The sequence below is a fragment of the Paraburkholderia bengalensis genome (genome assembly GCF_037126505.1).
In the GTDB taxonomy this organism is placed as follows: Bacteria; Pseudomonadota; Gammaproteobacteria; order Burkholderiales; family Burkholderiaceae; genus Paraburkholderia; species Paraburkholderia bengalensis.
This window is the reverse complement of sequence record NZ_JACFYJ010000103.1, coordinates 1-26,454: the sequence shown is the minus strand read 5'-3', so window position 1 is coordinate 26,454 and position 26,454 is coordinate 1. Positions and strand designations below refer to the sequence as shown.

Annotated in this window: 21 protein-coding genes, 1 tRNA gene and 2 pseudogenes; 13 read left to right on the top strand and 11 right to left on the bottom strand. The window is 57.2% G+C overall.

The features are described 5' to 3' along the window. Positions 1-188 (top strand): hypothetical protein (locus H3V53_RS36105; RefSeq protein WP_336601916.1); only part of this gene is annotated, 188 nt, incomplete at its 5' end. 749 nt (positions 189-937) lie between these two features. Here the strand turns inward: H3V53_RS36105 and H3V53_RS36100 are convergent. From H3V53_RS36100 to ugpB, 4 genes are all read right to left on the bottom strand, one after another. After that, on the bottom strand, positions 938-2,029 hold the full coding sequence (locus tag H3V53_RS36100) for a sn-glycerol-3-phosphate import ATP-binding protein UgpC (RefSeq protein WP_336601915.1): 1,092 nt from the start codon (positions 2,027-2,029) through the stop codon (positions 938-940). A gap of 18 nt (positions 2,030-2,047) precedes the next feature. Further along, the gene (gene ugpE / locus H3V53_RS36095; protein WP_336601914.1) at positions 2,048-2,893 is read right to left on the bottom strand and encodes a sn-glycerol-3-phosphate ABC transporter permease UgpE; all 846 of its coding nucleotides are present in this window, start codon (positions 2,891-2,893) and stop codon (positions 2,048-2,050) included. After that, on the bottom strand, positions 2,890-3,774 hold the full coding sequence (ugpA, locus tag H3V53_RS36090) for a sn-glycerol-3-phosphate ABC transporter permease UgpA (RefSeq protein WP_336601913.1): 885 nt from the start codon (positions 3,772-3,774) through the stop codon (positions 2,890-2,892). Before ugpA ends, ugpE begins: the two co-directional genes overlap by 4 nt. A gap of 69 nt (positions 3,775-3,843) precedes the next feature. Next, positions 3,844-5,169, bottom strand: coding sequence for a sn-glycerol-3-phosphate ABC transporter substrate-binding protein UgpB (gene ugpB, locus H3V53_RS36085; RefSeq protein ID WP_336601912.1), 1,326 nt, complete (start codon positions 5,167-5,169; stop codon positions 3,844-3,846). 98 nt (positions 5,170-5,267) lie between these two features. Between ugpB and H3V53_RS36080 the strand changes: the two genes are divergently transcribed. Beyond that, positions 5,268-5,465, top strand: a complete 198-nt coding sequence (locus H3V53_RS36080; protein WP_336601911.1) for a hypothetical protein — start codon at positions 5,268-5,270, stop codon at positions 5,463-5,465. A gap of 776 nt (positions 5,466-6,241) precedes the next feature. Further along, positions 6,242-6,601 (top strand): hypothetical protein, encoded by a 360-nt coding sequence (locus tag H3V53_RS36075; RefSeq protein ID WP_336601910.1) that lies wholly within the window; start codon positions 6,242-6,244, stop codon positions 6,599-6,601. Between the two features lie 129 nt (positions 6,602-6,730). Here the strand turns inward: H3V53_RS36075 and H3V53_RS36070 are convergent, their stop codons facing one another. After that, positions 6,731-7,024 carry a helix-turn-helix domain-containing protein gene (locus H3V53_RS36070; protein ID WP_336601909.1) on the bottom strand — a complete coding sequence of 98 codons (294 nt, stop codon included), beginning with the start codon at positions 7,022-7,024 and terminating at the stop codon, positions 6,731-6,733. Positions 7,025-7,339: 315 nt separating this feature from the next. Here H3V53_RS36070 and H3V53_RS36065 point away from each other — a divergent pair, with 315 nt between their 5' ends. The 4 genes from H3V53_RS36065 (at position 7,340) to H3V53_RS36050 (ending at position 9,739) form a co-directional block, all read left to right on the top strand. Further along, on the top strand, positions 7,340-7,804 hold the full coding sequence (locus H3V53_RS36065) for a hypothetical protein (RefSeq protein WP_336601908.1): 465 nt from the start codon (positions 7,340-7,342) through the stop codon (positions 7,802-7,804). 781 nt (positions 7,805-8,585) lie between these two features. Further along, complete coding sequence (locus H3V53_RS36060; RefSeq protein WP_336601907.1) at positions 8,586-8,753, top strand: hypothetical protein; 168 nt, start codon at positions 8,586-8,588, stop codon at positions 8,751-8,753. Beyond that, positions 8,753-9,055, top strand: coding sequence for a hypothetical protein (locus H3V53_RS36055; RefSeq protein WP_336601906.1), 303 nt, complete (start codon positions 8,753-8,755; stop codon positions 9,053-9,055). Before H3V53_RS36060 ends, H3V53_RS36055 begins: the two co-directional genes overlap by 1 nt. A gap of 156 nt (positions 9,056-9,211) precedes the next feature. Beyond that, complete coding sequence (locus tag H3V53_RS36050) at positions 9,212-9,739, top strand: HAD domain-containing protein (RefSeq protein ID WP_336601905.1); 528 nt, start codon at positions 9,212-9,214, stop codon at positions 9,737-9,739. A gap of 2,893 nt (positions 9,740-12,632) precedes the next feature. Here H3V53_RS36050 and H3V53_RS43860 read toward each other — a convergent pair. After that, a pseudogene (locus H3V53_RS43860) lies at positions 12,633-12,716 on the bottom strand (SEC-C metal-binding domain-containing protein); the annotation flags it as partial. A 470-nt stretch (positions 12,717-13,186) separates the two neighbouring features. Between H3V53_RS43860 and H3V53_RS36040 the strand changes: the two are divergent. Further along, positions 13,187-14,101 (top strand): hypothetical protein, encoded by a 915-nt coding sequence (locus tag H3V53_RS36040; protein ID WP_336601903.1) that lies wholly within the window; start codon positions 13,187-13,189, stop codon positions 14,099-14,101. After that, on the top strand, positions 14,098-14,541 hold the full coding sequence (locus tag H3V53_RS36035) for a hypothetical protein (RefSeq protein WP_336601902.1): 444 nt from the start codon (positions 14,098-14,100) through the stop codon (positions 14,539-14,541). Before H3V53_RS36040 ends, H3V53_RS36035 begins: the two co-directional genes overlap by 4 nt. A 555-nt stretch (positions 14,542-15,096) precedes the next feature. Here the strand turns inward: H3V53_RS36035 and H3V53_RS36030 are convergent. After that, the gene (locus tag H3V53_RS36030) at positions 15,097-16,422 is read right to left on the bottom strand and encodes a hypothetical protein (RefSeq protein ID WP_336601901.1); all 1,326 of its coding nucleotides are present in this window, start codon (positions 16,420-16,422) and stop codon (positions 15,097-15,099) included. Between the two features lie 361 nt (positions 16,423-16,783). Between H3V53_RS36030 and H3V53_RS36025 the strand changes: the two genes are divergently transcribed. Both H3V53_RS36025 and H3V53_RS36020 read left to right on the top strand, forming a co-directional pair. Beyond that, a complete protein-coding gene (locus H3V53_RS36025) occupies positions 16,784-17,593 on the top strand; it encodes a hypothetical protein (protein ID WP_336601900.1) in 810 nt (269 codons plus the stop codon). Further along, positions 17,585-17,683 (top strand) — tRNA-OTHER (locus tag H3V53_RS36020). Before H3V53_RS36025 ends, H3V53_RS36020 begins: the two co-directional genes overlap by 9 nt. 768 nt (positions 17,684-18,451) lie before the next feature. Here the strand turns inward: H3V53_RS36020 and H3V53_RS36015 are convergent. Continuing rightward, on the bottom strand, positions 18,452-20,146 hold the full coding sequence (locus H3V53_RS36015; protein WP_336601899.1) for a galactose oxidase early set domain-containing protein: 1,695 nt from the start codon (positions 20,144-20,146) through the stop codon (positions 18,452-18,454). A gap of 539 nt (positions 20,147-20,685) precedes the next feature. On the opposite strand from H3V53_RS36015, the gene H3V53_RS36010 reads away from it, so the two are divergent. Next, entirely contained in the window at positions 20,686-21,537 is an 852-nt protein-coding gene (locus H3V53_RS36010) for a metallopeptidase domain-containing protein (RefSeq protein WP_336601898.1), read from the top strand. Between the two features lie 992 nt (positions 21,538-22,529). Here H3V53_RS36010 and H3V53_RS36005 read toward each other — a convergent pair. After that, a pseudogene (locus tag H3V53_RS36005) lies at positions 22,530-22,867 on the bottom strand (PD-(D/E)XK nuclease domain-containing protein). A gap of 801 nt (positions 22,868-23,668) precedes the next feature. Between H3V53_RS36005 and H3V53_RS36000 the strand changes: the two are divergent. Then, positions 23,669-23,893 carry a hypothetical protein gene (locus H3V53_RS36000; RefSeq protein WP_336601896.1) on the top strand — a complete coding sequence of 75 codons (225 nt, stop codon included), beginning with the start codon at positions 23,669-23,671 and terminating at the stop codon, positions 23,891-23,893. Positions 23,894-24,319: 426 nt separating this feature from the next. Here the strand turns inward: H3V53_RS36000 and H3V53_RS35995 are convergent, their stop codons facing one another. Next, complete coding sequence (locus H3V53_RS35995) at positions 24,320-25,054, bottom strand: hypothetical protein (protein WP_336601895.1); 735 nt, start codon at positions 25,052-25,054, stop codon at positions 24,320-24,322. A 249-nt stretch (positions 25,055-25,303) separates the two neighbouring features. Continuing rightward, positions 25,304-26,391 (bottom strand): IS3 family transposase gene (locus H3V53_RS35990; protein WP_336601894.1). Its coding sequence is split into 2 segments (ribosomal slippage): positions 25,304-26,130 and positions 26,130-26,391, totalling 1,089 coding nucleotides; the frame shifts between segments, so codons are not numbered across the junction. Positions 26,392-26,454: the final 63 nt, after the last annotated feature.

Below are 26,454 nucleotides of genomic sequence, written 5' to 3'. Positions count from 1 at the left end.
CCTGGCGCGGCGCGGGCGTTGCCGGTGTAGGTTTGGCCTTTGCGCGGGCATCCGCGTTGCGCCTGCGCGGCGCGGGCGTTGCCGGTCTGGTTCTTCTTCGCTGGCGTCCGCGTTGCGCCTGCGCGGCGCGGGCGTTGCCCCTGTGCGGGGCGGCACCGACTTTTCTTTGCCGCCGCAAAGAAAAGTAGGCAAAAGAAAGCGGGCTAACACCGCCAGCCCTTGACCTTCACCCACGGGCTCTCAACGTCCCAACACTTCACACGGCAGCGCGCTTGTTCGGGCCCATTGCCAGCATGCTCTCAATGCGCCTCACCCACTTCATTCGTCCGTACAACGGCCAACCACGCTATAACGTCGGCGCCGCCCAGGTTGCAAACTGTGTGCAGGTTGTCTCGGGGAACGGCGCAACGCACGGACTGAAAACCGATCTGTGAGCGATGGTGTCCGGTGGTCCGACGGACGACACAAGTTTGCCGCAGGAGGGCCCGCGCAAGACGCGAAAGTGGGAACCGACGCGGGAGTGTGAAGCGGGTGAGGCGTGTCGACATGCGCTGGCAACTCACGCATGCAGAAACGTGAACGGACGAACGATGAGGCCGTTGAGAGCCCGTGGGTAAAGGTCAAGGGCTGGCGGTGTTAGCCCGCTTTCTTTTGCCTACTTTTCTTTGCCGCTGCAAAGAAAAGTAGGTGCCGCCCCGCACAGGGGCAACGCCCGCGCCGCGCAGGCGCATCGCGGACGCCAGCGAAGAAAGAACCAGACCGGCAACGCCCCGCGCCGCGAGGCGCCATCGCGGATGCCCGCGCAAAGGGCAAACCTACACCGGCAACGCCCGCGCCGCGCAGGCGCAACGCGGATGCCCGTGCAAAGGGCAAACCTACACCGGCAACGCCCGCGCCGCGCAGGTGCATCAAGGACGCCCGAATAGAGGCAAAAACCTCAATTCAATCTCCGCCCACTATCCTCATCAAAAAAATGCAAATGCTGCGCGGGCAACGCGACCGGAAGCGTTTCGCCCGCTTGCGGCCGCCGCCCATGCGGCAACCGAACGGTAACGTCGTGCTTACCCCAGCGCCCATGCGCGAGATTGTCCGCGCCGAGCAACTCGCACGAATCGACGGCAAGCGCGGCTGTCGCCGCACCAGCGTCAGAAGATGGCGTCATGTGCTCAGGCCGGACGCCGAGCACGCACGTGCGCCCCGCGGTGACCTCGCGGCCAATGCACGGCACGCCCGCAAGCGGCAACTTCGGACCTTCGCCCGCGACCTCGAAGAATGCGCCGTCTTCCGTCACCCGGCCGTTCAGCAAATTCATCCCCGGCGAGCCGATGAAACCCGCCACAAAGATCGTCGCCGGGCGCTCATACACCTGCGTCGGCGCGCCGATCTGCTCCGCGTGCCCCTTGTTCATCACGATCACGCGCTGCGCAAGCGTCATCGCCTCGATCTGATCGTGCGTTACGTAAAGGCTCGTCGTCTTGAGACGCCCATGCAGGCGCTGGATTTCGAGCCGCATCTGCACGCGCAGACGCGCATCGAGATTCGATAGCGGCTCGTCGAACAGAAACACGGCCGGCTCGCGCACGATCGCGCGGCCCATCGCGACGCGTTGCCGCTGGCCGCCCGACAGCTCCCGCGGCTTTCTCGACAGCAGCGGTTCGAGTTCGAGAATCTTCGCCGCCGTCATCACGCGCGATTCGATCTTCGACTTCGACAGCCCCGCGATCTTCAGCGCGTAACCCATGTTTTCCGCCACCGTCATGTGCGGATACAGCGCGTAGTTCTGAAACACCATCGCGATGTTGCGATCCTTCGGTTCCAGGTTGTTGACCGCCTTGCCGTCGATCGCGATCTCGCCTTCCGTGATCGCTTCGAGCCCCGCGACCATGCGCAGCAACGTCGACTTGCCGCAACCCGACGGCCCGACCATCACGACAAATTCACCATCCGCGACGTCCGCGTTGATGCCGTGCAGAACGTTCTGCTTGCCGTCGTATGATTTCTTCACGCCTTTTAGCGTCAGTGCAGACATGACTGTTTGTCCCCGGTTTTATTTCTCAGCATCAATGAGGCCGCGCACGAACCAGCGCTGCATCGCCAGCACGACGACGAGGGGCGGCAGCATCGCGAGCAGCGTGGCCGCCATCACGAGATGCCATTCCGTCGCGGTGTCGCCGGACGCGATCATGCTCTTGATGCCGACCACAGCCGTCGTCAGCGACTGCTCGTTCGTGATCAGGATCGGCCACAGGTACTGATTCCAGCCGTAAATGAACGTGATGACGAACAGCGCCGCGAGATTCGTCTTCGACAGCGGCAGCACCACGTCCCAGAAGAAGCGCAGCGCGCCCGCGCCGTCGATGCGCGCCGCTTCCATCAGCTCGTCGGGCAGCGTCAGGAAGAACTGGCGGAACAGGAACGTTGCCGTGGCGGATGCGATCAGCGGCAGCGTGAGACCGGCGTACGTGTTGCTCAGATGCATCGACGACACGACCTGCACGGTCGGAAAAATGCGCACTTCGACGGGCAGCATCAGCGTGATGAAGATCAGCCAGAACGCGACGTTGCGGCCCGGAAAGCGGAAGAACACGATCGCGTACGCCGAGATGATCGACACGGCGATCTTGCCGATTGCGATGACGAGCGCCATCACGAGGCTGTTGACGAGCATCGTCCCGAACGGGCTCGCGGCGTTACCCGTGCCGTGCGTCCAGATGTTCGCGATGTTCTCGAACAGATGCGTGCTGGGCACGAGCGAGAGCGGCACGTTGAACACTTCGTGCTCGTTCATCGTCGCCGCGCAGAACGCGACGTAGACGGGAAACACGACCAGCACCACGCCGGCAATCAGGACGGCGTGGCAAAAGAGATCGAAGCCGCGGCGATTCTCGATCATGAGTATTGAACCCTCCGCTCGATAAAACGGAACTGCACGACGGTCAGTCCGACGACGATCGCCATCAGCACCACCGATTGCGCGCCCGAACTGCCGATGTCGAGGCCCTGGAAGCCTTCGGCGAAGATCTTGTAGATCAGCGTGCGCGTCGATTGCGCGGGGCCGCCGCCCGTCGCGGCGTCGATGATCGGGAAGGTGTCGAAGAACGCGTAGACGAGATTGACGACGAGCAGAAAGAAGGTGGTCGGCGATAGCAGCGGCAGCGCGATGCCGAAGAAGCGGCGCACGGGACCGGCGCCGTCGATCGCGGCGGCCTCGATCAGCGAGCGTGGAATCGCCTGCAGGCCGGCGTAGAAGAACAGGAAGTTGTAGCTGACCTGCTTCCAGACGGAGGCGAGCACGACGAGGAACATCGCCTGTCCCGGATTGAGCGCGTGGTTCCAGACGATGCCCGCCTTGCCGAGCGCGAACGTCACGAGGCCGATGCTCGGGTTGAAAAGGAATGACCACAGCACGGCCGCAATCGCGGGCGCAACCGCATACGGCCAGATCAGCAGCGTCTGGTACGCTTTCGCGCCGCGCGTCACGCGGTCTGCGCAGGCCGCGAAGAGCAGCGAGATCACGAGGCCCGACACGGTGACGAGCGCGCAAAAGATCAACGTCGTTTCGAACGACGCGAGATACAGCGGATCGCCGAATAGCTGTTTGAAATTGCCAAGGCCGACGAATTCACTCGACGTGCCGAACGCGTCCTGGGTCTGGGTCGATTGCCAGAGCGCTTCGCCCGCGGGCAGCAGAAAGAACAGCAGCGTGATCGCCAGTTGCGGCGCGACGAGCAGATAGGGCAGCCAGCTGGTGCCGAAGCGTGAGCGCTTGTCCATCGAAGTCCTTCGCAGCGGTGAACGGGAGCGCGCTCGCGCCTTGCAGCGAAGGCGCTCCCGGAACGCGAATCAACTGCCCGCTTTTTCGAAGCGGCGCAGCAGGTCGTCGCCACGCGACACCGACGAATCGAGGGCTTCCTTCGGCGTCTTCTTGTCGGCCCAGACCTGTTCGAGTTCTTCGTCGATGATCGTGCGGATCTGCGGCATGTTGCCGAGGCGCAGTCCCTTCGTGTACGGCAGAGGCGGCTTGTTCAGCATCTGCTTGATCGCCGTATCGCTGCCGGGGTTCTTTTCGTAGAAGCCTTCTTGCTGCGTCAGCTGATACGCGGCCGTCGTGACGGGCAGATAGCCCGTGTCCTGATGCCACTTCGCGGCGACGGGCGGCGAGCTCAGATACGCGAGGAACTTCGCCACGCCCTTGTAGACGGCCGGGTCCTTGCCCGACAGCACCCACAGGCTCGCCCCGCCGATGATCGCGTTCTGCGGCGCGCCCTTGACGCTCGCGTCGTACGGCATCATGCCCGTGCCGAAGTTGAACTTCGCGTACTTGCGGATCGTCGCGAGCGAACCCGACGAGTTCGTGATGATGCCGCAGTCGCCGCTATAGAACTTCGACACCGGCTCGTCCTTGCGGCCCGCGTAGGTGAACGTGCCTTCCTTGGCCATTTTCTGCAGGAACGTGATGTGCGCGACCTGCAGCGGCTTGTTGAATTCGAGTTGCGCGTCGGCGCCGTCGAAGCCGTTGTTGTCCGTCGCGAACGGCGCGCCGTGCCAGGCGCTGTAGTTCTCGAGCTGAATCCAGCTCTGCCAGCCCGACGAATAACCGCACGACATGCCCGACGCCTTCAGCTTCTGCGCGTCCTGCTCGACTTCGGCCCAGGTCCTGGGCGGCGCGTTCGGATCGAGACCGGCTTTCTTGAACGCGTCCTTGTTGTAGTAGAGGACGGGCGTCGAGCTGTTGAACGGCATCGAGATCAGATGGCCCGTTTTCGAGTCGCTGTAGTAGCTGGCGATGGTCGGCACGAAGGCCTTTTCATCGAGCGTCATGCCTGCCTGCTTGAATACGTCGGAGACGGGGATGACGGCTTTCTTCGCCTGCATCATCGTCGCCGTGCCGACTTCGTAGACCTGCAGGATCGCGGGCGCGTTGCCGCTGCGATAGGCGGCGATGCCCGCCGCGAGCGTCTGGTCGTACGTGCCTTTGAAGACGGGCACGATCTTGTAGTCGCTCTGCGATGCGTTGAAGTCGTTGGCAATCGCGTTCACGCGTTCGCCGAGCGCGGCTTCCATCGCGTGCCAGAACTGGATTTCAGTGGCGGCGTACGCGCCTTGATGGACGCCGAAGGACAGGACAGCTGCAACGGATAGCGATCGGATGAACGGCTTGCAATGCATCGAGAGTCTCCTTTGATCCCATGCAACGAAGTTGCGGTCGGGAAGCGTGGAATTGCGGTCGCGCGATTCTAGTAGTGTTCGATGACAGGAAAGCGTCGGTGATTCTTCTACTTGTCAGGCTTGTGGTCGAATTTTTGGTGGAACGGCAATTTAACATCATAAAAATAGCGGGCGAAAGCGCGATTACCCGAAGCGCCGATCGATGCGCAGGCAACGAAGGCGAAAAAAAAAGCCGCGTCGAAGCGCGGCCTGATGTGATCTGCGAACCCCGCTCGTGGGCGGCGGGGACGCATTAGACAATGGTTCGTCAGACGTTGAACATCCACCCCAGAGTATCGACTCATGGACAAGAGCCGAAACCCTCACGCTACAAGGGGACAGCTAGGTTCGGCCGTGTCCATACCTTGCCACGAAGCATGACACGTCTAGGAGCGAAATGTCCACAGTTAGCGGTCACTGGCTCCAACGGTTAGATGGCGAGTCATGGACATCCGGGCACGCCTTGTCGGGTAAGGATTTTGGGGAGTAGGCGGACGTCCATACACGCAAACCAGTATGATCAATCCTTACGCGATGGTCAGGGAACTTGGGTCCTCCACCACGAATCAGCGGCTGTTAAGGTTGTGACTTCGTCAATTCGCTGGTCGAGCGTTATCGGAGAAATCTAAGCCAGCAGCCTGTCGCACTACGTTCATTGGCCAGCGAAAAGCGGATCGTCTACGCTCGCGGGTAACTTCCTCTGACCACGATGCGATGGAGAGCACACCGCGTGGTCACCACGGCCGAGAGGCAGGAGCTGACGAAGCTGCGCCGCGAAAACCGGCAGCTCAAGTAGATGGAACGAGACATTCTCTCGCAGGCCGCGGCCTGGTTCGCGCGGGAGACGGGAGCCGTGCCACCGAAGGGCGGTACGGATTCATGAGCGCGAACCGGGTGGCGGACGCGACCTTCGTGCCCACCGGTGAGGGCTTTCTGGACGGCGTTGCACCTTCAATGTGATCCGTGCGGTAGAGCGACTGCCGGTAGGCCAGCAGATGAGCTGGCGCAGTTCGGTCCGATACGCACGCAATGTATGCGGCGACCGGTGCGCGCGGTCGCGCAGAAAATTGGCCAGTGCCTGCGCGTCATTGGCGACCCCGAGCGAATTGGTCACTGTCGCGTTGGCAAAACGCCCGGCGCGGGCGAGCCATGCGCGCAACGTTGCGGGATCGCCTGCGCCCGACGTGACAAGTGCAACTGTGTCCACCATCCCGGCGACGTCGTTGCCGTCCGACGCCAGCGGGCCAGTGTGATCATCCGTGTCTGCAACTGCAGTCGCGATGGCTTGTGGCAGGCACCGGAAACGCTGCCGGTGCGCATGCAGCACACGGGCGAGCACGGCCTCGGCGGTGGGTGCGGCGGCTTCGTCTGCGATGAGCAGCCGTCCGTGTGACCAGTACTCGACCGCCGTATCGCGCTCGAGGAGCAGGGCAAATACTGCGGGATGAGCACGTTTCGCGTCGGCCAGCGAAGGTGCGGCGCGCTTGAGGTCGGTCAGCGTCCAACGCCGTGGCCGTGGGAGTCAACGCAATTCCCCATCGACGATCGCCAGCAGATCGTCTCGCAACCGCGCGGCTGTGCGCTCGACCTCCTTATGCGTGAATCTGTCCATGTAGGCGGCCGTCAGCAAGACAAGCGGATGAACGCCCAGTACGCCGGCAAGCTGTTCGATTTTTCCCAGCGTGGGCGACTTCAGACCCCGCTCAACCGTGCTGATATAGGTGCGACTGGATACAAGTCCAAAATCTTCCTGCGTGACACCGGTGATCGCCCTGATCTCCTTTAATGCTTTGCCCAAAGCGGCTTTGGAGCGCATTCAAGTCCTCCATATAAAGGACTCGATGAACTCATTGCGAACACTAAAGAGCTACAATCTATAGTGTTCATTTGATATGATTCGCCGCTCTTTTTAAAGGAACCTCCGAGCCAGTCCTATTGGTCCAGGAAGTACTGCTGCGCGCGCCCCGGATTCTGTTCGGCTGCACCGCCTGTGCGAGCACGCAGCCAACGCCTTGCGTTCGGCGTGATCTCAATTCGTGCCTGCTGACCGTACTGAAATAGCGTCGGTAGGCGAGCTTGTCGTTAAAAGAGTGATCGTATGTTTTTAACTTCTGACCAGAACCGTTTGCCCATGGGAGCCTCGCTGGGCGGGCCCGGCGCAGCGTTATGGGGCATCGTCGAGATGTGGGGCGGTGCGGATGTCCTCATCCTGCAGTTTGCGGCCACGAAGCGGGCGCTGACGCGGGTCGCCATGGTGGACCTGTCCTCGGCCGCTGTGACGCTTGAAAAGCTTACGGCGGACGGGCACATAGTGCGCGGCGCGGCCGTGCTGAGCGCCAAGCCGCAACACGAGTGCGGACAGTGGGCGCTGGAGCCGCTCAGCGAGATACACCTCGGGGCGACGCGAGCGTACGACGACAAGCATCCACTCGTCTCGTTTGTCCGTTGCACGACCATCGAAGGCCGGGAGTTTTCTCTGCCCATCGCTATCGCCCAGAAGCATTCCCGCGGCAAGCTCATTTACGGAACCAAACCCGCGCGCGCCGCGAAGGCTGCCAGTCCACTCGCGACGCGCAACGTCGCAGGTTCGACTTGACGGATGGGCATCCGGATTGCCTCGCAGGTCCACCTGGAAATGCTGGGCCAGAGCTTTGCAGGCTGAAGGCCGATCGAATCGCTCGACACGGGTCTGGTGGCATTAAGGTCTTGATTGACGTGCGGGTAGGGTACTGAACGGAGTCGGTATGGGCAAGACGAAGCGAAAGAAGGCGAAAGCTCCCGATCTTCCACCGTCGGAAACGACGGAGGAACTGACCGCAAGATTGCGCGCGTACGCGGAGCGTACTCGTGAGCAGGCCATGCGCCAACCGACGGTCCCCTTCCCGGAAGATGTGACGGTATTGGCCGGACCTTTGCGGAAAGTACGGAGACGCGGATGATCCGAAGGGCCGGAGCGCGGAAGAAATCGGGCTCACGCGCACATCGCGTTGTCGACGATTCGCCGCAGGCAATCCAGGAGCGTCTTGACAGGTTTGTCGCGCGCACGCGCGGATGGGGGGTACAGGACGCACACACACGGCTGTCCGACGGCATTGTCATCTTGGCCGGACCTACGCGGAAAGCACGCGGTCGATGAAGGTCCGACGTCAGCATTCCGCTTTCCTTTTAGCGGTCATCTTACCGTGGGCTTATCGTTTGGACGAAACGGCGACATGAACCGATCGAAGTATGAGAAAGAAAGTCGATGTGGAGCATCTCGCAGCGACGGCGGCGACCTGACATGAAGATGTGGGTTGCAATCACGGGTTTGTGATTCGAGACGAGAACTACGGACGGGTGGTGTCGTAACGGCAATGCGGGAAGGAAGCAATCCGAAAATGAACTCTGCAGATGAGTCCTCCGCTCAAAGTAATGGGGCGAGTGCGTTCGATGCCGCGCTCGACTTCCGCGAAAGGCTGCTCGCGAACAACTGGCCGGATGAATCAGAACTGCTTGAACTGTTGAAAGATCAGATGGCGCTGATGCGCAATTTGATCTTGCCTTGATGCGTGGTAACCGTGTGTTGCTCGGTGTGTGGTCGGCAACGCGCGGGCGCTTCCTCTATCCGGACTTCCAGTTCAACGATGACGGACAGCTCGTTCCTGAAGTGTCCGTGCTTCTGCGGATACTGCCCGCTGACGCTGACGCTGACGCTGACGATGCAGGATGGAGGCGAGCGTTCTGGCTGTATTCGCCGCACGCGTTGCTTGACGGGCGTGCACCGTCATCGATCTTCGCTCTTGATCCGCTCAAGGTACTGGAGGTGGCAACGGCGGAATTCAATGTATCGTCGGATGAAGGATGGTGACGGGTATCGGCCTGTGTGCCCCGGATCTGCGCGGCGTGGATAGACATAGTCGAGTGAGTGACGAACGCACACTCAACTCAGCGTCTGTCGCATCCTGCTGTTGATCCAATGCGAGTACGATTCGTGAGCGATTTCAGGAACATTGTACGGGTTCACATGCGCACGAAAACCCACCGCGACGTGTTTGATGAGAAGGTAGAAAGGCCCATGTGTCCCATTGATAAAGCGGTAGTCTTTCTCGACTTTGATGGTGTGCTGCATCCCGTTGGGGTCCCCGCGGTAGATGAGGATTTTCGCCTGATCAAAAATCCAGACCTGTTTGTGTGGCGACCAATTCTCGAACGTTTGCTTGCACGGTACCCCACGGTCGGAATCATCGTCAGTTCGGACTGGCGTCGGCTCTTCGATGACGCCACGCTTATCGAGCTACTTGGCCCGTTGGCTGTGCGGTTTGTCGGCGTGGTTGAATGCTACGGATCGTCCCGATCTGAGGAGATACTCGCCGAAGTGAGGCGGAGGGGATTAAAGGAATGGGTGGCGCTGGATGATCACCCTAGTGTCATCGCTGCTCAGGCCAAAGACGATCGTTTCATCGCGTGTGAGCCTGCCATGGGGCTAAGTTCGCTTGACGTACAACAAACTCTCAACCTGAGGCTCGCCTGCCTGTCACTCAATGAGTTTTGATTTTTACGCATTCAGCGCTGGTTGCACAAGCCAGTGGCACCGCATGGGGCTCACGCGCGATCTGGTCGAGTTGCATGCCGTGCTGGCGTGCCGTTGTCAAGGAGATCAATCTCCAGGCAAGATTCGATGGACGCTCCCGCAAATATACGAACTTGATTAACCATTCAAACGCTCTAACGCCAATCCCAGATGATTAAACATGTACCCGAAGATTTTCCCCGAGACGTCACGCCAGCGTCGCTGGCGGGCGCTCACCCGAAGCTCGCCGGGCGGCTTATTGACGGCAAGTTCGTCGTTGGATTGACGGAAGAGGAACGGTTCGAGCGGTGGGATATATGTGAAGATCTCGCACAGCAACTGGTTAGCGTTGCACAAAGAGACGCATCGAAGTATCCAGAGCGTTCTCGCGAGGAGACACTGGAGCGCATTCGGCGTGGAATTGAGGGCAAGCAGTGGACAAGCGTAGTGGAGACGGACTGGCTAATGGCGCGACTGCGGTCTGTGCTGGATTGGTGAAGGGTGATTACTCAAGAGTTACGACGTAAGCGAAATGCCAGGCGGTGGCTAGTGTCCCCGAATTTGTGGCTATCCGTGTCGTTTTGTGGGTGCCGTGGGAATCGCATCTGTCGTGAGGATGCAGCGTATCGCCGCCGTCATCGTCAGCGTGTTTGGCATGCACTAATCCACGCGCTACACCGAACACCCTACTGGAGCGTTCAGGGAGAAGGGCCCGTGAAAGTTCGGCAACGCGTTCGCAGGGCCGCGCGGGCGCACTATGACAACAGATACCGCTCGTCTGCTGCGCTCGCGTGCCAATCGCGCACATCTGAAGCGCTCAGTCACGCAATTGCATCAGACTTATGATCTGTTCGAACCCTGTACGGGCGAAGGGTGGGCCGCAGCACAACCAGTATGGGAAGACAACGGTCGTTGTCCCTCGTGACTGACCATCGCATGCGTTATTGACGATCATCCGCAGCGAGTTGGTTTGGCGCGCTCGCCGTCGACCAAAATCGGCCAACATGCGACGCTGGTGACCCCTGACAATTTGTCACTCGGACGACCGTCTACCTCCGAAGGCAGTCGTCCGTCGGGGGCAGATTGCCAAGGTGAGGTCGGTATGGTCGGCTAACCTGAGTTGAATTGAAAATGGCTTCGGCTGGCCGCCGGATCAGATCGTGACCAGTAATGCGCGGCGCCACCACTGCGCCGACATCGACTGATACAGGCATCGAATTTATCGGGGACGTCGTTTCCGGCCAATCGGGGTGGTGCCGTCTACCACTTTGAGCTCGTCGCATATTCCTGATCCACGTCAGAATCAGTTTTCTACCCCCTATCCTTTATCCGTTGGCACGCCTGTCGATCGCCATTTGGACTGTAATAGCGGCCCAGGCCTTGACTCGTTCTTAGCGAACAAATGCGATGCCGTACGCTCGCAGTAGAGACTAGCCAGCTCAGCTTGAGTCAATGCCGATAGCGCTTCTATTTCCGGCGAATCGGCGAAAAACTCGAGTAGCTTTTCCTTCGGTGTCTTAGAGTACGACTCCATTAGGAAGTCATACAAATCGAGCACCGACTCTGTCTTACGATTTCCGGAGATCTCCCCGAAGAACGTGTCAGGATGACGCTTCCACGCTGCAATCTCTACATCCGATAACGGAACCCTGACAAGCACGGCCTTTCCGTCCGCGGTATTGACGGCACACATGGCGACTGCTTCATTTTCCAAAACCACAGCCGAGGCGAGCACCCCCTCTACCTCACCGCCGTCGTCTCCTGGAATCATGTACCTGTTACCGATGAGCAATCTTGGCTCAAGGTTCTCGAAAGCGATTTCGGGACTTTCACCATCGAATGTCGATGGGATGTCCGAATGTACGCGCATCGACTTTAGCAAGTCGTGCATGTCGACGTGGTCCCGCCGAGAATTGAGCGCGTCCCGTAACGTTAGGAATTCGTGATCGATCTTGAAATCTTCTATGTGGAATCCGTCACCAAGGATGAAGCGCCGCCATTGCGTTGCGTCGAGATGGTACTCGCAAGAGAAGTTTGTAAAGAACACGTACGCCGGAGGCAACCGTTTTGCGAAAGGATCGACAGTCTCAAACCGCCTGAGCAAACTGAACGCGCGTTTTGCAAAAGCCGGTGGAATTTCATCGCTTGCGGAGTCAGGGGAGTTCAAATCAATAAATACAATCCGAGGATGATTTGCAGACTTCTGCAGCGCACGTACAAGCTGTCGGGTAATCCGACCGCTTTCTGCTCGCTTAGCCTCGACGGAAAATTGCTTACCTGTGCGAGTAGATGTTGCCGTGAACTCGCAATGCGACGTGCTTCGATCATCTTCGTCCTCGAATTTCAGAGTAAATCCGGCACGCACGAGGGCAGCTGCGACCTGCACCTCATATCGCGCACCGGCGAAGTTCTCCCTGCTTCGTAGACGCTCGATCAACTTGGTTTGCACCTCAGCGTTATGATCGAGCGCGTAAAGGTCATATGCCAAATGCATGTACGCGGCCACCGCCCCCGTCATGGCTGCACTCGACACTTTCCCCGGTTCTTTGATAGTCAACCGTTGCTGTTCGCAGACCATGTTGTACCAAAGCAAAATGGGATGCCTCTGGTCCAAGGGCTTTTTGAGTTCCGCATTTCCCCAATCGGTGCCAATGGTGCTCCGGATATAGTCCCCCAAGAAATCGTGGAAAGTTTTCCATTTTTCCGAGTACATGACTCGGTTCCTAACAGCAACGAACCGTACGCCGTTCTCCATGCTGGCGGCGATAATCGGTTTCCCTAGTCCTTGCTGCTCCTTCCGCTGATGCTCTTTCGCCGCGTGTTGAGCGTTTAGCGTGGGGATCATTTTCATTAAGGCGGAGATACGTTCCATATGGGCAATGTCGCCATGGCACTTTTTATATTTTTTGCCACTACCGCATGGGCATGTATCGTTGCGTCCAACCTTGGCCACAGTACCTCTCCTAATGCCATCAGATAGCACCTAGAATCGAGCGAGTTCGACGCACGTTCTCGCGAAGCGATCACTACGAGCACGACCGCGCTCATTGCCGCCGTATGTACTGCGGGCAGCGACGTCTTCGGCTTGCATGAGTCCTCGCTCGCTCCCTGATCGCGGTTTCGGGCGCAGTACCTGCTCGGACTTGCAACGAAAGATGGCGCAAAGCTTATCCATTGTAAAGCGCCGTAAGGGGCGTACAGCTCCATCGCTTTGATATTGCGCTCTCTCAACGTATCGCAACGGGTCGGGCTGAGCCGGTACCGGGCCGCCGGGACCGCAGCTTGCCAAGTCCGGCCAACAGCGGTCCCCGACCCAAAGGCGAAGCCGCGACATCTCTCTGTCGGCTTTGTGTGGAAGGCAGTCGCGCGGCTCCACAGGAGTATCATTGCACCGTATATTGGGGGAACGATTGAGCTTTGGGCGCTGATATGACAAAACAACGAGATTTGGACGGGCGACAGGTTCTGTCCGTTATCGGGAATCGATATGTAGTGTTTGGACCGGTGCCGGGCCTTGATCAGCCGGCCATGTTCGATCCGGACAGAGACGCGTCCGTGTTGCCGCGCGTCGCAGATGAGAGCGATTTTGCTCCAGAGCGCCTCATTCAATCGTTGCGCGTCTACGGGATGAAACGTGTCTCGACTCCAGAGTCAGAAAGCTCTGCGGCTGAGGCAGACCTTGTGTTAGCCGACCATGAAGGAGCGCCGATCTTTATCGATGTAAAGGTCAGAGCACACAGTCCAAAGTCGCGCGACTTAAATGCCGGTTACGACCAGGTCCGCTTAGGCCGAGACGAGGGACGAAACGTAGAAGTCTGGCATTTCAATACGGAGCGGCTCAACCTGTTAATTCAGGCATATGACGGCGGCATGCCGGTACATTGTGAACTCCCTCCGGTAGACGTCTGGGAAAAGACGGAGTCTAGCCTTTTCCGACGAGATCAAGTTGTCGCTGAAGTCGCTAGATGGGAGAAAGACGTCAAGCAACTGTATACCGATGTTAGCAGTTGGTATGGCGATATACCGGATGTGAAGTTTGAATTGTCACGCACCGTGACCATGTCCGAAGAGCTAATGCAAAAATTTGCGGTGAGTGACAGAGAGTTACCAATCTTGGACGTTGTTGCGGGCGGCCAGGTGCTGGCCAGCTTCGTTCCACGTGGGTTGTGGCTGATTGGCGCGTGGGGACGAATTGACGTTATCACGCAGACGCAAACGCGGACGCTGATTATGACGCGCGTTGAAAATGGAGGCCTAGAGTGGTGCATCGTGTCACCCGAGAATAGGCGGGAAACCCAGCCACTCACTAGTGAGCTGATGCGACGCTTGCTGGAGGCGGCATGAGTCGGCTTACCGAGACGAAGCGTACCTACGATAAACTAAAGCGTTTGCTTGATAATGAGCTCAGGGCGCGGACGGGTGATGCGAAGGAAATCGCACGTTTTCAAGAAACCCTAGACGTTGCATTTTATCTGCTAGGCTGGGCGCAATTCGAGTCACTCGTTCGACGCGAATCAAAAGAAATCGTGGAAGAGAGGGCACGCACGAAAACTGTTGATCAGTACGCTTGGAATTATCTTTACGATGGGATGAAAGAATATCCCGTGAGGAAACGGCTCGATTTAATTTTCCACACCGAACCAGCGGTTCGGGCTCAACTGGACAAGGACTACACGGTGCGGAACGAGGCAGCACATGATTACAAGCAACTGCCTGCAAATGCACGCGACGTTTCTGCATGGCTGCAAAAACTTGAAGAGCTTGTCGACAAGTTCGACAAGTGATCGCCGGGTAAATAGGGGTGCCTAGCCAGTCGTTAAATCGATGGCCGGAATATTCCGGGACCCGGCCGTCCGAAACATTGGAGTGCGAGCGGCGGCTTAGGGGGGGGCGTGTGTTGCCGTTCGCGCAATGATTTCGTTGAATGCACACCGATTGGCAATTAACGGACAACTACGGTCGTTTGCCCGTATCCGCTGCTGACAGCTCAAATGTCGGCTTGCATCCACCGGTTGAATCCGCCTCCAATCACGCGACATTCGCTGCATCGAGGGTCGCGTCGTCAGAGCTACGTCGCTATAGACCGGGCTAGCAGCAGTGCGCGCACGACGATTGCGATGGCCGCCTGGCGTGGCGGCTTCCAACTTGGGCCGCGGCTGCCGGCGGCTGGCTCCGGGTACGCAAGCGCCTGCAGGTCTTCGAGCCGGGACGATTTGTCCATGATCGGCGGGCATGATGGCGATAGAGATAATCGCCATCGCTGATCTTAAGGCAGGCTGCCAATGAAGCTGGCGCGCTCGTCACCGCACTCGAACGACATCAAATAAAACTGGAGCAGCCTAAACGATTAATACGTCTTCGGAAGCGGGGCTTATCGCCTGAATTGCTACCTCGGTGCCGTTCAACTCCGCGACAGCGTGAAAGTGCACGCCGCTGGCCGGGGACTCAAGGTTGCCATAAAGACCGTTCGCATCACGCTTCATCAGATAATAGTAGTCCGTCTTTTGATACACGTATCGACCCCTCGGAAGTGCCGTCGGCCCATGATTGCCAATGGAGAAAAACGTCTCGGCGGGAGTCTGGCCGATCGATCCGACGCCGAACTCGTAACTGAGTCGTTCTCCGCGCTGGACCGACGCGACCAAGCCAGCATGATCCGTCCTCCCTGCAAACCGAACCACTGTGTAAATTATCGTGTTATTGGTTGCTTTCTCTCGGGCGCCCGTCGACTGCGTCAACAACACCCCGTCCAGACCGCAATCCGTGTTGGCATCGAGCATATCTTGGGCCGCCTTCTCCAAGGCGATGATGTCGGCGCTCGCGTGAACCCGCATCCGCAGCAACCTGAAACAGGTATCCGATCGTGCAACATGCTTCTGCATGTTTTCGGCCGCCTTACGCAACTTGTCCTTGAAATTCAGCTGCTCGTTCGGATGTTCGCCACAGTGAATTAGGACGGCGCTGGACGTCATGGTCTTGGCAAATTCGCGATCTGGCTCATTCACCAGCTTGGCATAGAAAACCGTCAACCGATTCGGGATTAGCACGTAGGCGCCATCGTCGCGCAGACTGCCACGAACAAAGTCTATGCACATGGTGAATTCGTCCGCTGACATGTAGTCATCGCATACCACGTACAACTTGCCATTCTCGCCAAGCTTCTTCAGCTTGCTGACAAATGCCTCCTTCAATCCCTCGGCCAACTTCTGAAACGCTTTCTCGTGGATCGAGATGTCGTGATTCTTCACCGACATCACGTACTTGAAGCTACTCGGAAACCGGACCACCAGATCGACCCCCGGTTCATCCTTTTTTGAAGGATATACTTCCGCTCCGCCATGTCCCCGCGTCGAGCCGCAAACTAGGATCTCGGTGATAAGCCCGTGCGAATCGGCCGGATTCTTCTTCAATCGCCGCGCCGTAGACTCCAGCCATTTCGCGTGCTTTGGCTGAAGGTTCCGAATCGCCTTGCCGAGGGCGTACAGTTCATTCGTAGCCAAGATGTCACGCCTAGCCCACAACGTTTGCAGGCGATGCCCCTTGTCCTTTCGAAGCCACGCCCCTTCGAATAAGTCTTCGACGGCCTGAAAGCATGCATCAGCAAAAGCACCCGCGTGCTCCCCAAGATGCGCCGTGGTTCTGTTGAATTTGCTCGGCGTTACCACGTTTCCCCCGTTTAGATGTTGTTTATGTGCCGCGACATTCTATCTGTCGCTGGACTAACCCTCGCGTAAGAGAGATGGCGGGCAAGCGGAAGCTGCATCCGTGGCATAACGATGCTTCTTGCGATGTTCGAATACCTGGGACATGCCCGGGCATCGTATACTTCCACGCACTAACAGGTCGAAGTCACCAAATGCATGTACCTATGTGCTTGCATTAAATGGAAATTGGCGCATGTCGACGAGGAAATCATACTGATGGCTACAACGGAAAAGGCACCAAAAAAAAGTACTTCCCCGATTTAGATTTCCATGCTACGCAAATTTACGCAAACACCTTGGGGAGTATGACGCACTGGTCGAATTGAACGAGCTAGCTGTCCGCAGTCTGATGTCGCGCTTAAAGTCGGATCCCCGAAACCTGCTTCAAGTGGAGTCGAGCAAGCATCAGATCCGGGTTGATCACAGCATCGCACTTACCGACGGAGAGTTCGCCGCGCGCCGGGCGCAGTTCTATGTACTCTCCGTGTACCAACAGGCCGAACTGTTTTTCGCGGACCTCGTTGACGACTTGCCGCAAGGTTTAATCTGGAAATCGGCATCAGGAAAAGCCGCGCGCGGCAAAGAAGAACCTCAACTGGACTGGATCGTGAGAACGATCAAAATTGAGAAACCCGATGAGTTAGATAAAGAGCGCGACGCTGAGTTTTTTGATGATGTGTGTATATTTAGTTATTTCCGACTAGTTCGCAACGCGTTCATGCACGAGGGCAAGGAAACGCGCGCTCTTGGCGCGGCGCGCGATGCGCTCGTAAAACTCCATCGACAACGATCCGAGGAATTGGGGGCGGCGAAAGGAAATGCGCGCGAGAGGGATTTTATCGTCCCTAACGCATACAGTGAACTGCAGTTCTCCGACTTCATTCTTTTCACTCGGGTTGTCAAGTCTATCGCACGGCGCTTGTGTCGTGCGTTGAAGCCGGAATTGGATTCCTTATTGGAACATCGCTACTCATATGACAACCATTATGGCTTACGGAAGTACTTGAACAGGGAGGACCGTTTTGAGTCGGCGTGCAGGACTAGACTCTCGATTGACTACAACTTGACGGAAGCGGAGATTTCCTATTCAATACCGAAGCTCAAGAAGTTGGTTGCAGCGAAACGACCGTAAGCACTTCGGTTAGTGCACCGTCCTCCTAAATCCGTCGTGCGGTGGATTTAGGAAGGCGGAGGAGAGGTTCGAAACCTCTACGGTCGACCAAGAAACGACACAGGCTTCGTGCAGCGGCGAGTAGATCTAGCTATGGCACGCCTGATGCGATGCCAACATTTTAATGTTAAGCCTATGTCTGGTGAGACCCGTCTGCAAGTGTGCCGGTGACGGTTCTCCCGTGGCGAGCGAGACCACTGAGATGCCGTAAGGAGGGACGCGAGAGCGTCCCTTTTTGTTTATAAGCATGTTGGGTGTCGACTCGACAAAGCATCGCACCTGGTAGCTCTGCAAGGCCGCACTGCGCATAGTCAATAAGGGCTGGTCGCAGGCAGGGCGCAGGTACCGGCTTGCTCGCGGGCTGTTGGCATGTGGCGAGTCGAAAATACGCCCGATGTCCGCAGCGCCTTTGTAAGCGGACGCTGCAGTTCCAGCAACGCAAATGTCGGCTCAGGGTGTGTTGCCGTTCGCGCAATGATTTCGTTGATTTAACACCGATTGGGAATTAACGGATGCGGCCGTGTGAAAACGCGAAGTGGGCGCCGTGCATCCCGACTCGGAAACCGTCCGTTAAGTGTTTCGTGCGTCCGCAGGTATGCGGCTGGAATGGTCAGTGCATGTCGTGCTGACCTGTCCCAACTGTAATACGAACGGACCATTGGCAACGTCGACCGTGGCGTTGCCTGACACCGGTCTCTGCGTTCTAGCGCTACACGCCAATACCATGCGGATGACGGCGATGGTCCGTTTGTCTTACGTCTCAAACTGCTACCTTGACGGGTCGTGTGGACGTGTTCCACCCGAACCGGCCTTACTGTCCTATCCTTGATGGCGCCCGTTCGGGCGTTCGGGCACCACATGAATGTCTGTGCCATAGGAGGGCAATCCGAGGTTCTTGTCATTGCCGCGGATCGTGAAAATCATGTACGGCCCTGGCGGCATGATGTTGTTGTTGGGCGGCATCCGGACCATAAGAGCATCGCCCGCCCTACGCTCGAAGTAGAGAGACAGGTAGCGCTGGTCGGGATTGAAAGCATGTGTGCAAGATCCGCAACGCATTAACACGACCCTGGTGATTTCATCCTGGAAGGTCGTGCGAATCTGGATCTCGTCGCCGGGGTAAGCGAGGCTTGGCGCATCGACGACAAATGGTCGTCCGGGATTACCGTAGTACCACGGCGAATAAATGTCGATATCGAGATTTCGTGCCGCCATCCCAGGGCTCGCGTCCTTGTCCGAACCGGCGACCCACACGCGACCATCTGGCATGAGGAGTGCAACCGTATGGTAGTTTCGCGGGGTGGGGGCAGGGTCTTTTAGCCACTCCCACGTCCGCGTGAACGGGTTGTAGATCTCAGGATCCAGCACCGCGCGGGCGTCAAGTTGCGTTGGGCCTAGTCTTGGGTCGTCAACGGTGTCCTCACTGACATCAATTCCTCCGGTTACAAACACCTCGCCTGTCGGTAAGAGTGTCGCCACCGAATGTCGGCGGATGGGACTCGGGTTCCGGTCGTTTTTTGGCTCTGCGGACGGGACCCATTGCCAGCCACCGCCACCCTTCGGCGGGTTGGTTGGCCATCCCTGCAAGTCCAATACCCATGAGGTGTTGGCGCCGCACACCAGAATCTTAGGCACCCACGCATTCGCTGCGACGTCATCGTGCAGGAGTGGGAGCATCACGGATGGCTTGGTGTAAATGTCATATTCGTTTGTCGGCGCCGTGGGAAATTTGCAAACGGCCGCAAACGTCCCGCCGTTTGGCCCAACGTCAGGTTTGAAAACCCACGTTGTTTCGCGAACCCGATTTGAGCAAAGGATGTCTCCGGTCGGAAGCAGATGTACGCGCGGATAGAAAGGAAGAGCGTTTCGGTCATAGTCACCCGGTGCCTGCTCCGATGTATAGGGCGCTAATCGCCTCCAGGCCCCGATCGGGCCAGCCTTTAAGGAAAAGATCTCGGGAACATTGTTACTGTGGGCCGCATCACTCGAACCAGGGTGACCGGAGAACGCGATAACGTCACCCGAGGCGAGTGTCATCAACGTTGGATACCAACGACCACCCGTCTTTGCCGGGTCAGGTTTAGGCTGCTGTTGCGGGGTTGCCAGCGGACCGGGATTCATCGATGCAGCTTTTGACCAGCCAAACTGTCCGTACGGTGCTACAAGGGAAGGGGACTCAAAGATGGCGCAATTTTTTAACCCTGGGAAGTGGTCATGATGCAGCACCTGCCCTTGATTTGGGAATTCCTCGGTCCCTCCGCCGACGAGTAGCTTTGTTTGGTTCGCAGCCACCAGGAAGGCATGGCCCGAACAGAACGTGTCGAACCCGGGCGAATGCGGATTTGACACAGTGAAGTTGCTGCAATCGAATAATCGGGTGGCGTCGATTATCTTGTCTTTCGCGTTATCGGGGTCGTGCTGATCGCCGCTGAAGTAGACAATCTGACCAAAGCCCATGTAGGCGGCGTGTACTGCAAGGATCTCCGCGTGATTGCTCAAGTGTGTCCAGGACATAGCTTCCACTCCTTGTTCCGAGCTTCTTTGGTTGGCGAGCCAACAACCGTGAACCTTTAGTTCATGAGTAACGATTCTCTAAGGTTTTCCGTTCCTTCGTTTTGCATAACTAACTAGCTACAAAATATGCCTCTTCATTAGAATCAACGTCGATGCCTTACAGTCAATGATAGATCCTTCAATTCGGCTTATTCCGCCAATTTGGGTCAGCTCCCTGTCGGGCGCGGCGGTCTCGACTCCTGTTATGGCGATGGAAAACGGGTGGCCTTGTCTTTCAATAGGCCGCACAACAAACAACCGAATAATTTCGTAATTCGAAGAAACGGACCATTGCTAACGAAGCCCTTAGTTGAGATTCCCTTGAACCCGGCAGATGCTTATCCTAGATTTAACCAAGCCGTCCAGATACCAAGCGTTTCCAAGGGCGTCTCAAGTGGTCTGACGTTACTGTTGCCCATATCGCATTTCATTGTCTGTCTGTTCCAGATTCTGCAAATTCGATTTACCGTTTCTCGCTCCCACGTCGTGAGATGCAGATCATGTCGGTCACAGGTTCGCAGAAGTTCGCCGTGCTCTTGTGCAAGTTCCGTGATACGAAGGACACTGAACTGCATCCAGTTTGTTTCTACGCGGATCTCTTCGCCACAAATGGTTCAGGTGGGTTAAACGATTACTGGCGATCAGCTTCACTGGGCGCGATCAATCTGGACGGCACGGACGTTTTTGGATGGCAAACGATCGATGACACGCTGGCGAATTACATCGCCACGCATCCGGACTGTACGGACAAACTACAAGGCGCAATCGACGCGTTTAAGGAGGTTGACGCGTCAAAATACACAGCGGTTATCCCGCTTTTCAATGCCTCACTTGGCGACGGTGGGGAGACGACTGGCGGAATTGTTGGTAATCCGGCCGACGTCAACGTGACCTGGCTTGCCCATGAGACGGGGCATATATTTGGTCTGGAACATTCATTCGATATGTCGGATCGGAAGGCAATCTCGTGGTCTGCTCCGGGGGAGTACTACGACTCCTACGACATCATGAGTGCGATGAACGTGGATGGCGATTCCGGCCATCAGTTTTCGCCGCGCGGACCTCTCTTGAATGCCGCCAATCTTATCCGGATGGACTGGATAGAGCCGGACAGAATTTGGACGCCTAGGAAGACTAACAGTAGTGCTACGTATGACGTTGATATCGTTGCCCTCGAGCAGCCGGAGATCAACGGCTTCCTCGCAGCCAAGGTCGGCGGAGTCATTATCGAGTTTCGTATCAACACCGGGTTCGATGCGGGGCTTGCCCGTCCCGCTGTACTCATCCATCAACCTGCGGAACCGAACTCTGTCATCGTTGCTTCCGATCTGGTGCATTTCGTGAACGAATAGCAACCAGGTCAGGTCTACGATGCGACCACAACCTTATTGGGGCAGACAGGCGGTGTCAGCATCCGGATCGTGGGCTTCGACCTGAGACGCATGGTCGCGAGAATTCGCGTCGGCGTATTGGCCGTGAGACCGCCAGTTTATGTGGAGACACCACTTTTTGTCTTTGGACCAGACAATACGTTGGTAACCGTCGTGAACGGTAAGGTATTTCGCGTTCCGGTCCCAGACCCCCGCGTCGTAGCAGCCATTCAGGGACTGACCGACCTGCATGGACCATCCACCGAGTCGGTCCGAACGGACCTGCGCGCCGATGCCCGACAAACGCATCAACTCCGTCGCGGCGTTTGACGCATGTGGCCGCGCAATTCTGCCGCACTCCCTGCCATGACCCGAGCTGCAGCATGATGACGGGCAGGGATCTATTGTCCCCTTCCTTGACGCACTCGCGGTCCGCAATGCGACCACGTAATGCGCATCAAGGGGAGCATAGCTTTCCGCCAACGCAGCGCGATGTGGTGTCCGGTAAAATCACACCAGAGTATTCCATGCCTGCAGGGCGTCCTCCCGGCTCGCATACATGGCCGTTTCGAGTCCGCATTTCTCACAGTCAAACTGATGTCTCTCTCCATCGGCGGAGACCGCATGTCGAGCGGCGGTGCTACAGACGGGACATGGGCGCGATGTCCCGTCTGCTACCTCTGGCTTGCTCGCAAACTCCGTCAGGAGCTTGAAAACCACACAGCCCTTCATCGGGTCCACGAAGGCTTCGTGACGCACGAGCGTCTCGCCTGCTTCGTACTCAAAATGCTCGGCATAGTGCGACAGCACGTCCTGCAGGGGTATCTCGACCCAGCGTGTGTCTGTTTACTTTTCTGGTTCGTTCGTCATAGCTCTGGTTGCTTGTCTGCTTTCAGTGTTGATTGCTGCTATAAACCGCCGACCCGTAGCACTTCTTTTTGCTGACAACTTGCCACGGATCGTGTGTCATCATCCTACTTCATCACCACGACCGTCACGAATCCGTCATTGTGCCTTTCAAGGCCGGATTTCAGGGCAACGCGGTTCGTAAGGTAATGGCCGGTATCCCATACCGCGCAGACGAGATGCTTCGCGCCGGGATAGGACTTGTACCGGGCAATGTCGATGATCAGTTCCGTGGCGATCGTCGTCTGCGCCTTTGCATTCTTCGTGTGCTTGGCTTCGATGATGATTCCTTCATCGGGAAGCACGAAGTCCTACGTGTCCCGGTACCCGCATAGCTTGGACACCACTCTTCTGGCCGGATATCGTCAAACTCCAGATGCAGCACGCCATGCAGCAGATCCTGCACGTCGTACTCGTCGGTTATTTCGAGCGTGTCCCGGTTTTCTCGCCGTTTTTCTCGTGGACCGTATTAAGTCTGTCACTCTTGTGCTAATAATTTTGTTAACTCGCCGTGGGTACCTATGCTCGAGCCCGCTCAGTCTTGCGAGGCAAGGGTTTCCCGGAGCGGCATAAATGTGTCACCAGCGAAGTAAGTTCGGCAGGGTTGAGCGGCAGGCAGCACAAAAACTTTTCAGTCCGGCCACGAGCTGCCGGTCCAGGTCGCCGTCCAATTTGAGTAGCCAACGTCTCGTCCACCCCCGATCGGTGGCCGGTTTCCGGCGAGCAAATAGCGGGAGGCACTGCCTGAACCCGGCCAATTTCTGCCGCTCGCCAGCGCCATGCAAGGGTCGCTTGAACGGCTGGTCCATTCTGAAACCTGTCCGCTGCTCAACGCGGACGTCTCAGCCTCATTGAACATAGGAGGCCAGTGTGGTTACGACCACCCGGAGATGGCAGCCTGGCCAAACAGTGAAACATCGACGAGCGACTGCTCGTGATGTCAAGGGAACCGTTAAGCGCGCTGGCCGACTGCAAGCCGGGCCGGTCCGCCTCGCATTAGGGCTTGCGGTCTCACCCACGCTGAGCGCGCGCGCCCCCCAAGTTGATTGAGCCCGCCAACGCTTGTCTGGGAGTTAGCGGATTACACGATTACAACATACTAATGTGTGCGACAACACACATTTGACGGCTAAAAAGCGAACCGGTGTCATCCAGGTTTTGTAGGATTGGAGCGGCAATTCAGCCACCTGAGAGAAAGGAGAAAAAAATGGATAAGATTGAGGTTACCACCGAGGTTTCGCTTGAAAAGGTTCCGACAGAGATTTGTGATTTTTTTAAAGAACACGCTGTCGTTATCAACCAGGCTGTTGCAATGATCAAGAGCGTTAATCCGTTGGCGGGGGGAATTGTCGGGCTAGCAGTCGCGACTATCGATTCGTTTTGTCATATTCCACTCCCAGCCGATCAAGGCGTCAGTGTAAAACGTACATAGCCCTAACGGTGACCGATTATCTATTCGGTCTGCCCCGACGTCGACGTACGAACACACTTCTTTGGCGATCCGTTGGTCGGTTGCGGAGCAACGCTGATGGTTGAACGCGCGATCAACGACGCACGTGAACGGCGGATTGAGGGCCGGCAAGCGCTCGCTTACCGGCCTCTGCGTAGTCAGACTTCAGTTTGTTCGGCCATCGTGCGCGTCATCCACCCCCAATCCGGGGTGCCTGCACTAACAAGCGAAGTGTGACTGCCGGTTCTAGCGCTGCATGAACGGGTTTTTTGTCTTTCGCGTGCGTATTTCCAACGGTTGACGCGCTGCCCCCAACTGAGATAGCGGAGGACTTTGCACACGCGCCAGCCCGGTAGCGCCGCTCACCGTTATAGAGTTAGCGAGAAATAACGATGCGAAAACCCGGAGCTAGACTTCGGCCCGCGCTACGGCGTCCCACACGTCCTTAGTGACCGATTTTTCGTATGCATAGAAATGTAGGTCTTTGATTTTGTGTGATTTGGCAGCTGCGACATACTGATCTATCTCCGCCGCACTAGAATGCGCAAGCTCGCCAGCCATTGGCACGATACCATCTGAAGGCGCTCCTGCATTATTCCATGCCTCTATGGATCTGGCATAGTTGTCCGCTGGATCGCCGTGCCCAACAATACCGTGATCAGTCCTCCAGTATGCCTGCGGTAAAAAAACTGTCGCATGCTTAAAGAACGCGTGCCAAGGGAGCTTCGGGAACACTAGATTTGCGCGATAGTGCGAGGTGATACCGAACGGCTTACCTGTTGCGGCTTGCGTGGAAACTATGGATTTGCAAAAGTTTTCCGCGAGTTTTTCGAGGTTAGACTGATCCCAGTTAATCCTTTTGTGTTTTTCGTCTCGATCGCCCTCGGGATCAACGAAATATCCATCCAGTCCTTGCTCAAGCAGCGCGACCACCTTCTTTGCCTCGTTCATGGCGGAATCCTTAAAGACCGCTGGCCAACGCCATCCAAAGACCTTAATATCTACTTGATGGAAGGCTTTAATCGCCTTGAGCATGTCGTTATCAGTTCTTATCGCGACGGATGTTGCCCCAAGCTCGACGACTTTCTTCAGAAATTTCTGCACGTCATCGTAATTCACAACCCATATGGTCTTCGAGCCCATTTTATGTCCTCGCGCTGACGCATTGAATTCGAAAATTTAGTTCTGTGTGGTGACAACAACATAGTTTTACAGTTCAGATAGACGCGCGCCGCTGATTCTATTTTTAAGTCAAGTTAGATTTCAAGCAGCCTTACAGTTACATCGCATTTTTCCCGACTGCTGAAGGTTAGCTGATTTATCGATAAATGAAGATAAATCTCCGCTTGCTATGGTAATCCCCCCGCTTTTAACGCGAAGCAGAAGTAGAGACTATGCCGCGGCCATCAGCCGCTGTTTCGGCGTGATGCCGCCAAGGCCCATGTTGGGGCGCTCGTGATTGTACTGCCACATCCATTCCGTTGCGAAGTGCTGCACGTGCGCCAGGTCATCCCAGTAGTACTGCGACAGCCACTCATAGCGTACCGTCCGATTGAAGCGCTCGACGTAGGCATTCTGCTGCGGCTTGCCAGGCTGGATATAGTTCAACGCAATACCGTGCGCCGACGCCCATTGCGTGATCGCGTCACTCAGGTACTCCGGACCGTTGTCGCACCTTATAGCCGCCGGTTTTCCCCGCCACTCGATGATCTGTTCCAACGCTCGTATGACACGGGCAGAGGGTAGCGAGAAGTCGATCTCGATTCCCAATGCCTCCCGGTTGAAGTCGTCTATCACGTTGAGCAGCCGGATACTGCGACCGTCCTTCAGCTGGTCGTGCATGAAATCCATCGACCACACCGCATTCACCGACACCGGCACGACCAACGGCTCCGGGGCCTGCCGCACAAGCCGCTTACGCGGCTTGATGCGCAGATTCAGTTCGAGCTCGCGATAGATGCGATAAATCCGCTTGTGGTTCCACCTGAAGCCCTTCACGTTGCGCAGGTACAGGAAACACAGCCCGAATCCCCAGTTACGGTGGTTGTCGGTCAGCCTCAGCAACCAGTCAGCGATCTGATCGTTCCCCGCATTGCGCTTTCGCTCATAGCGGAAACAGGTCTGGCTTACGCCAAATGCCTCGCATGCAAGCCGGATCGATACGCCTCGGCGTGCTACTGCGTCCCTGGCCATCTCGCGGCGAGAAGATGGCCTCAGTCTTTTTTTGCCAGTGCCTCCGCGACGATCTCAGCCTTGATCTTCTCTTCAACGTACATCTTGCGCAGTCGTGCGTTCTCAGCCTCCAGCTCCTTCATCCGCGCCATCAGCGACACGTCCATGCCGCCGTACTTGCCGCGCCAGTTGTAGAAGGTCGCCGTGCTGATCCCCAGCTCCCGGCAAATCTGCGGTACCGCCAGCCCGGATTCCGCCCGCTTGAGCGCATCCATGATCTGGCTATCCGTGAACTTCGACTTCTTCATTGCGTAGAACTCCCTTTGCTGGAAATTCTACTTCTGATCCCGCTTACCGGACGGGGGCATTAC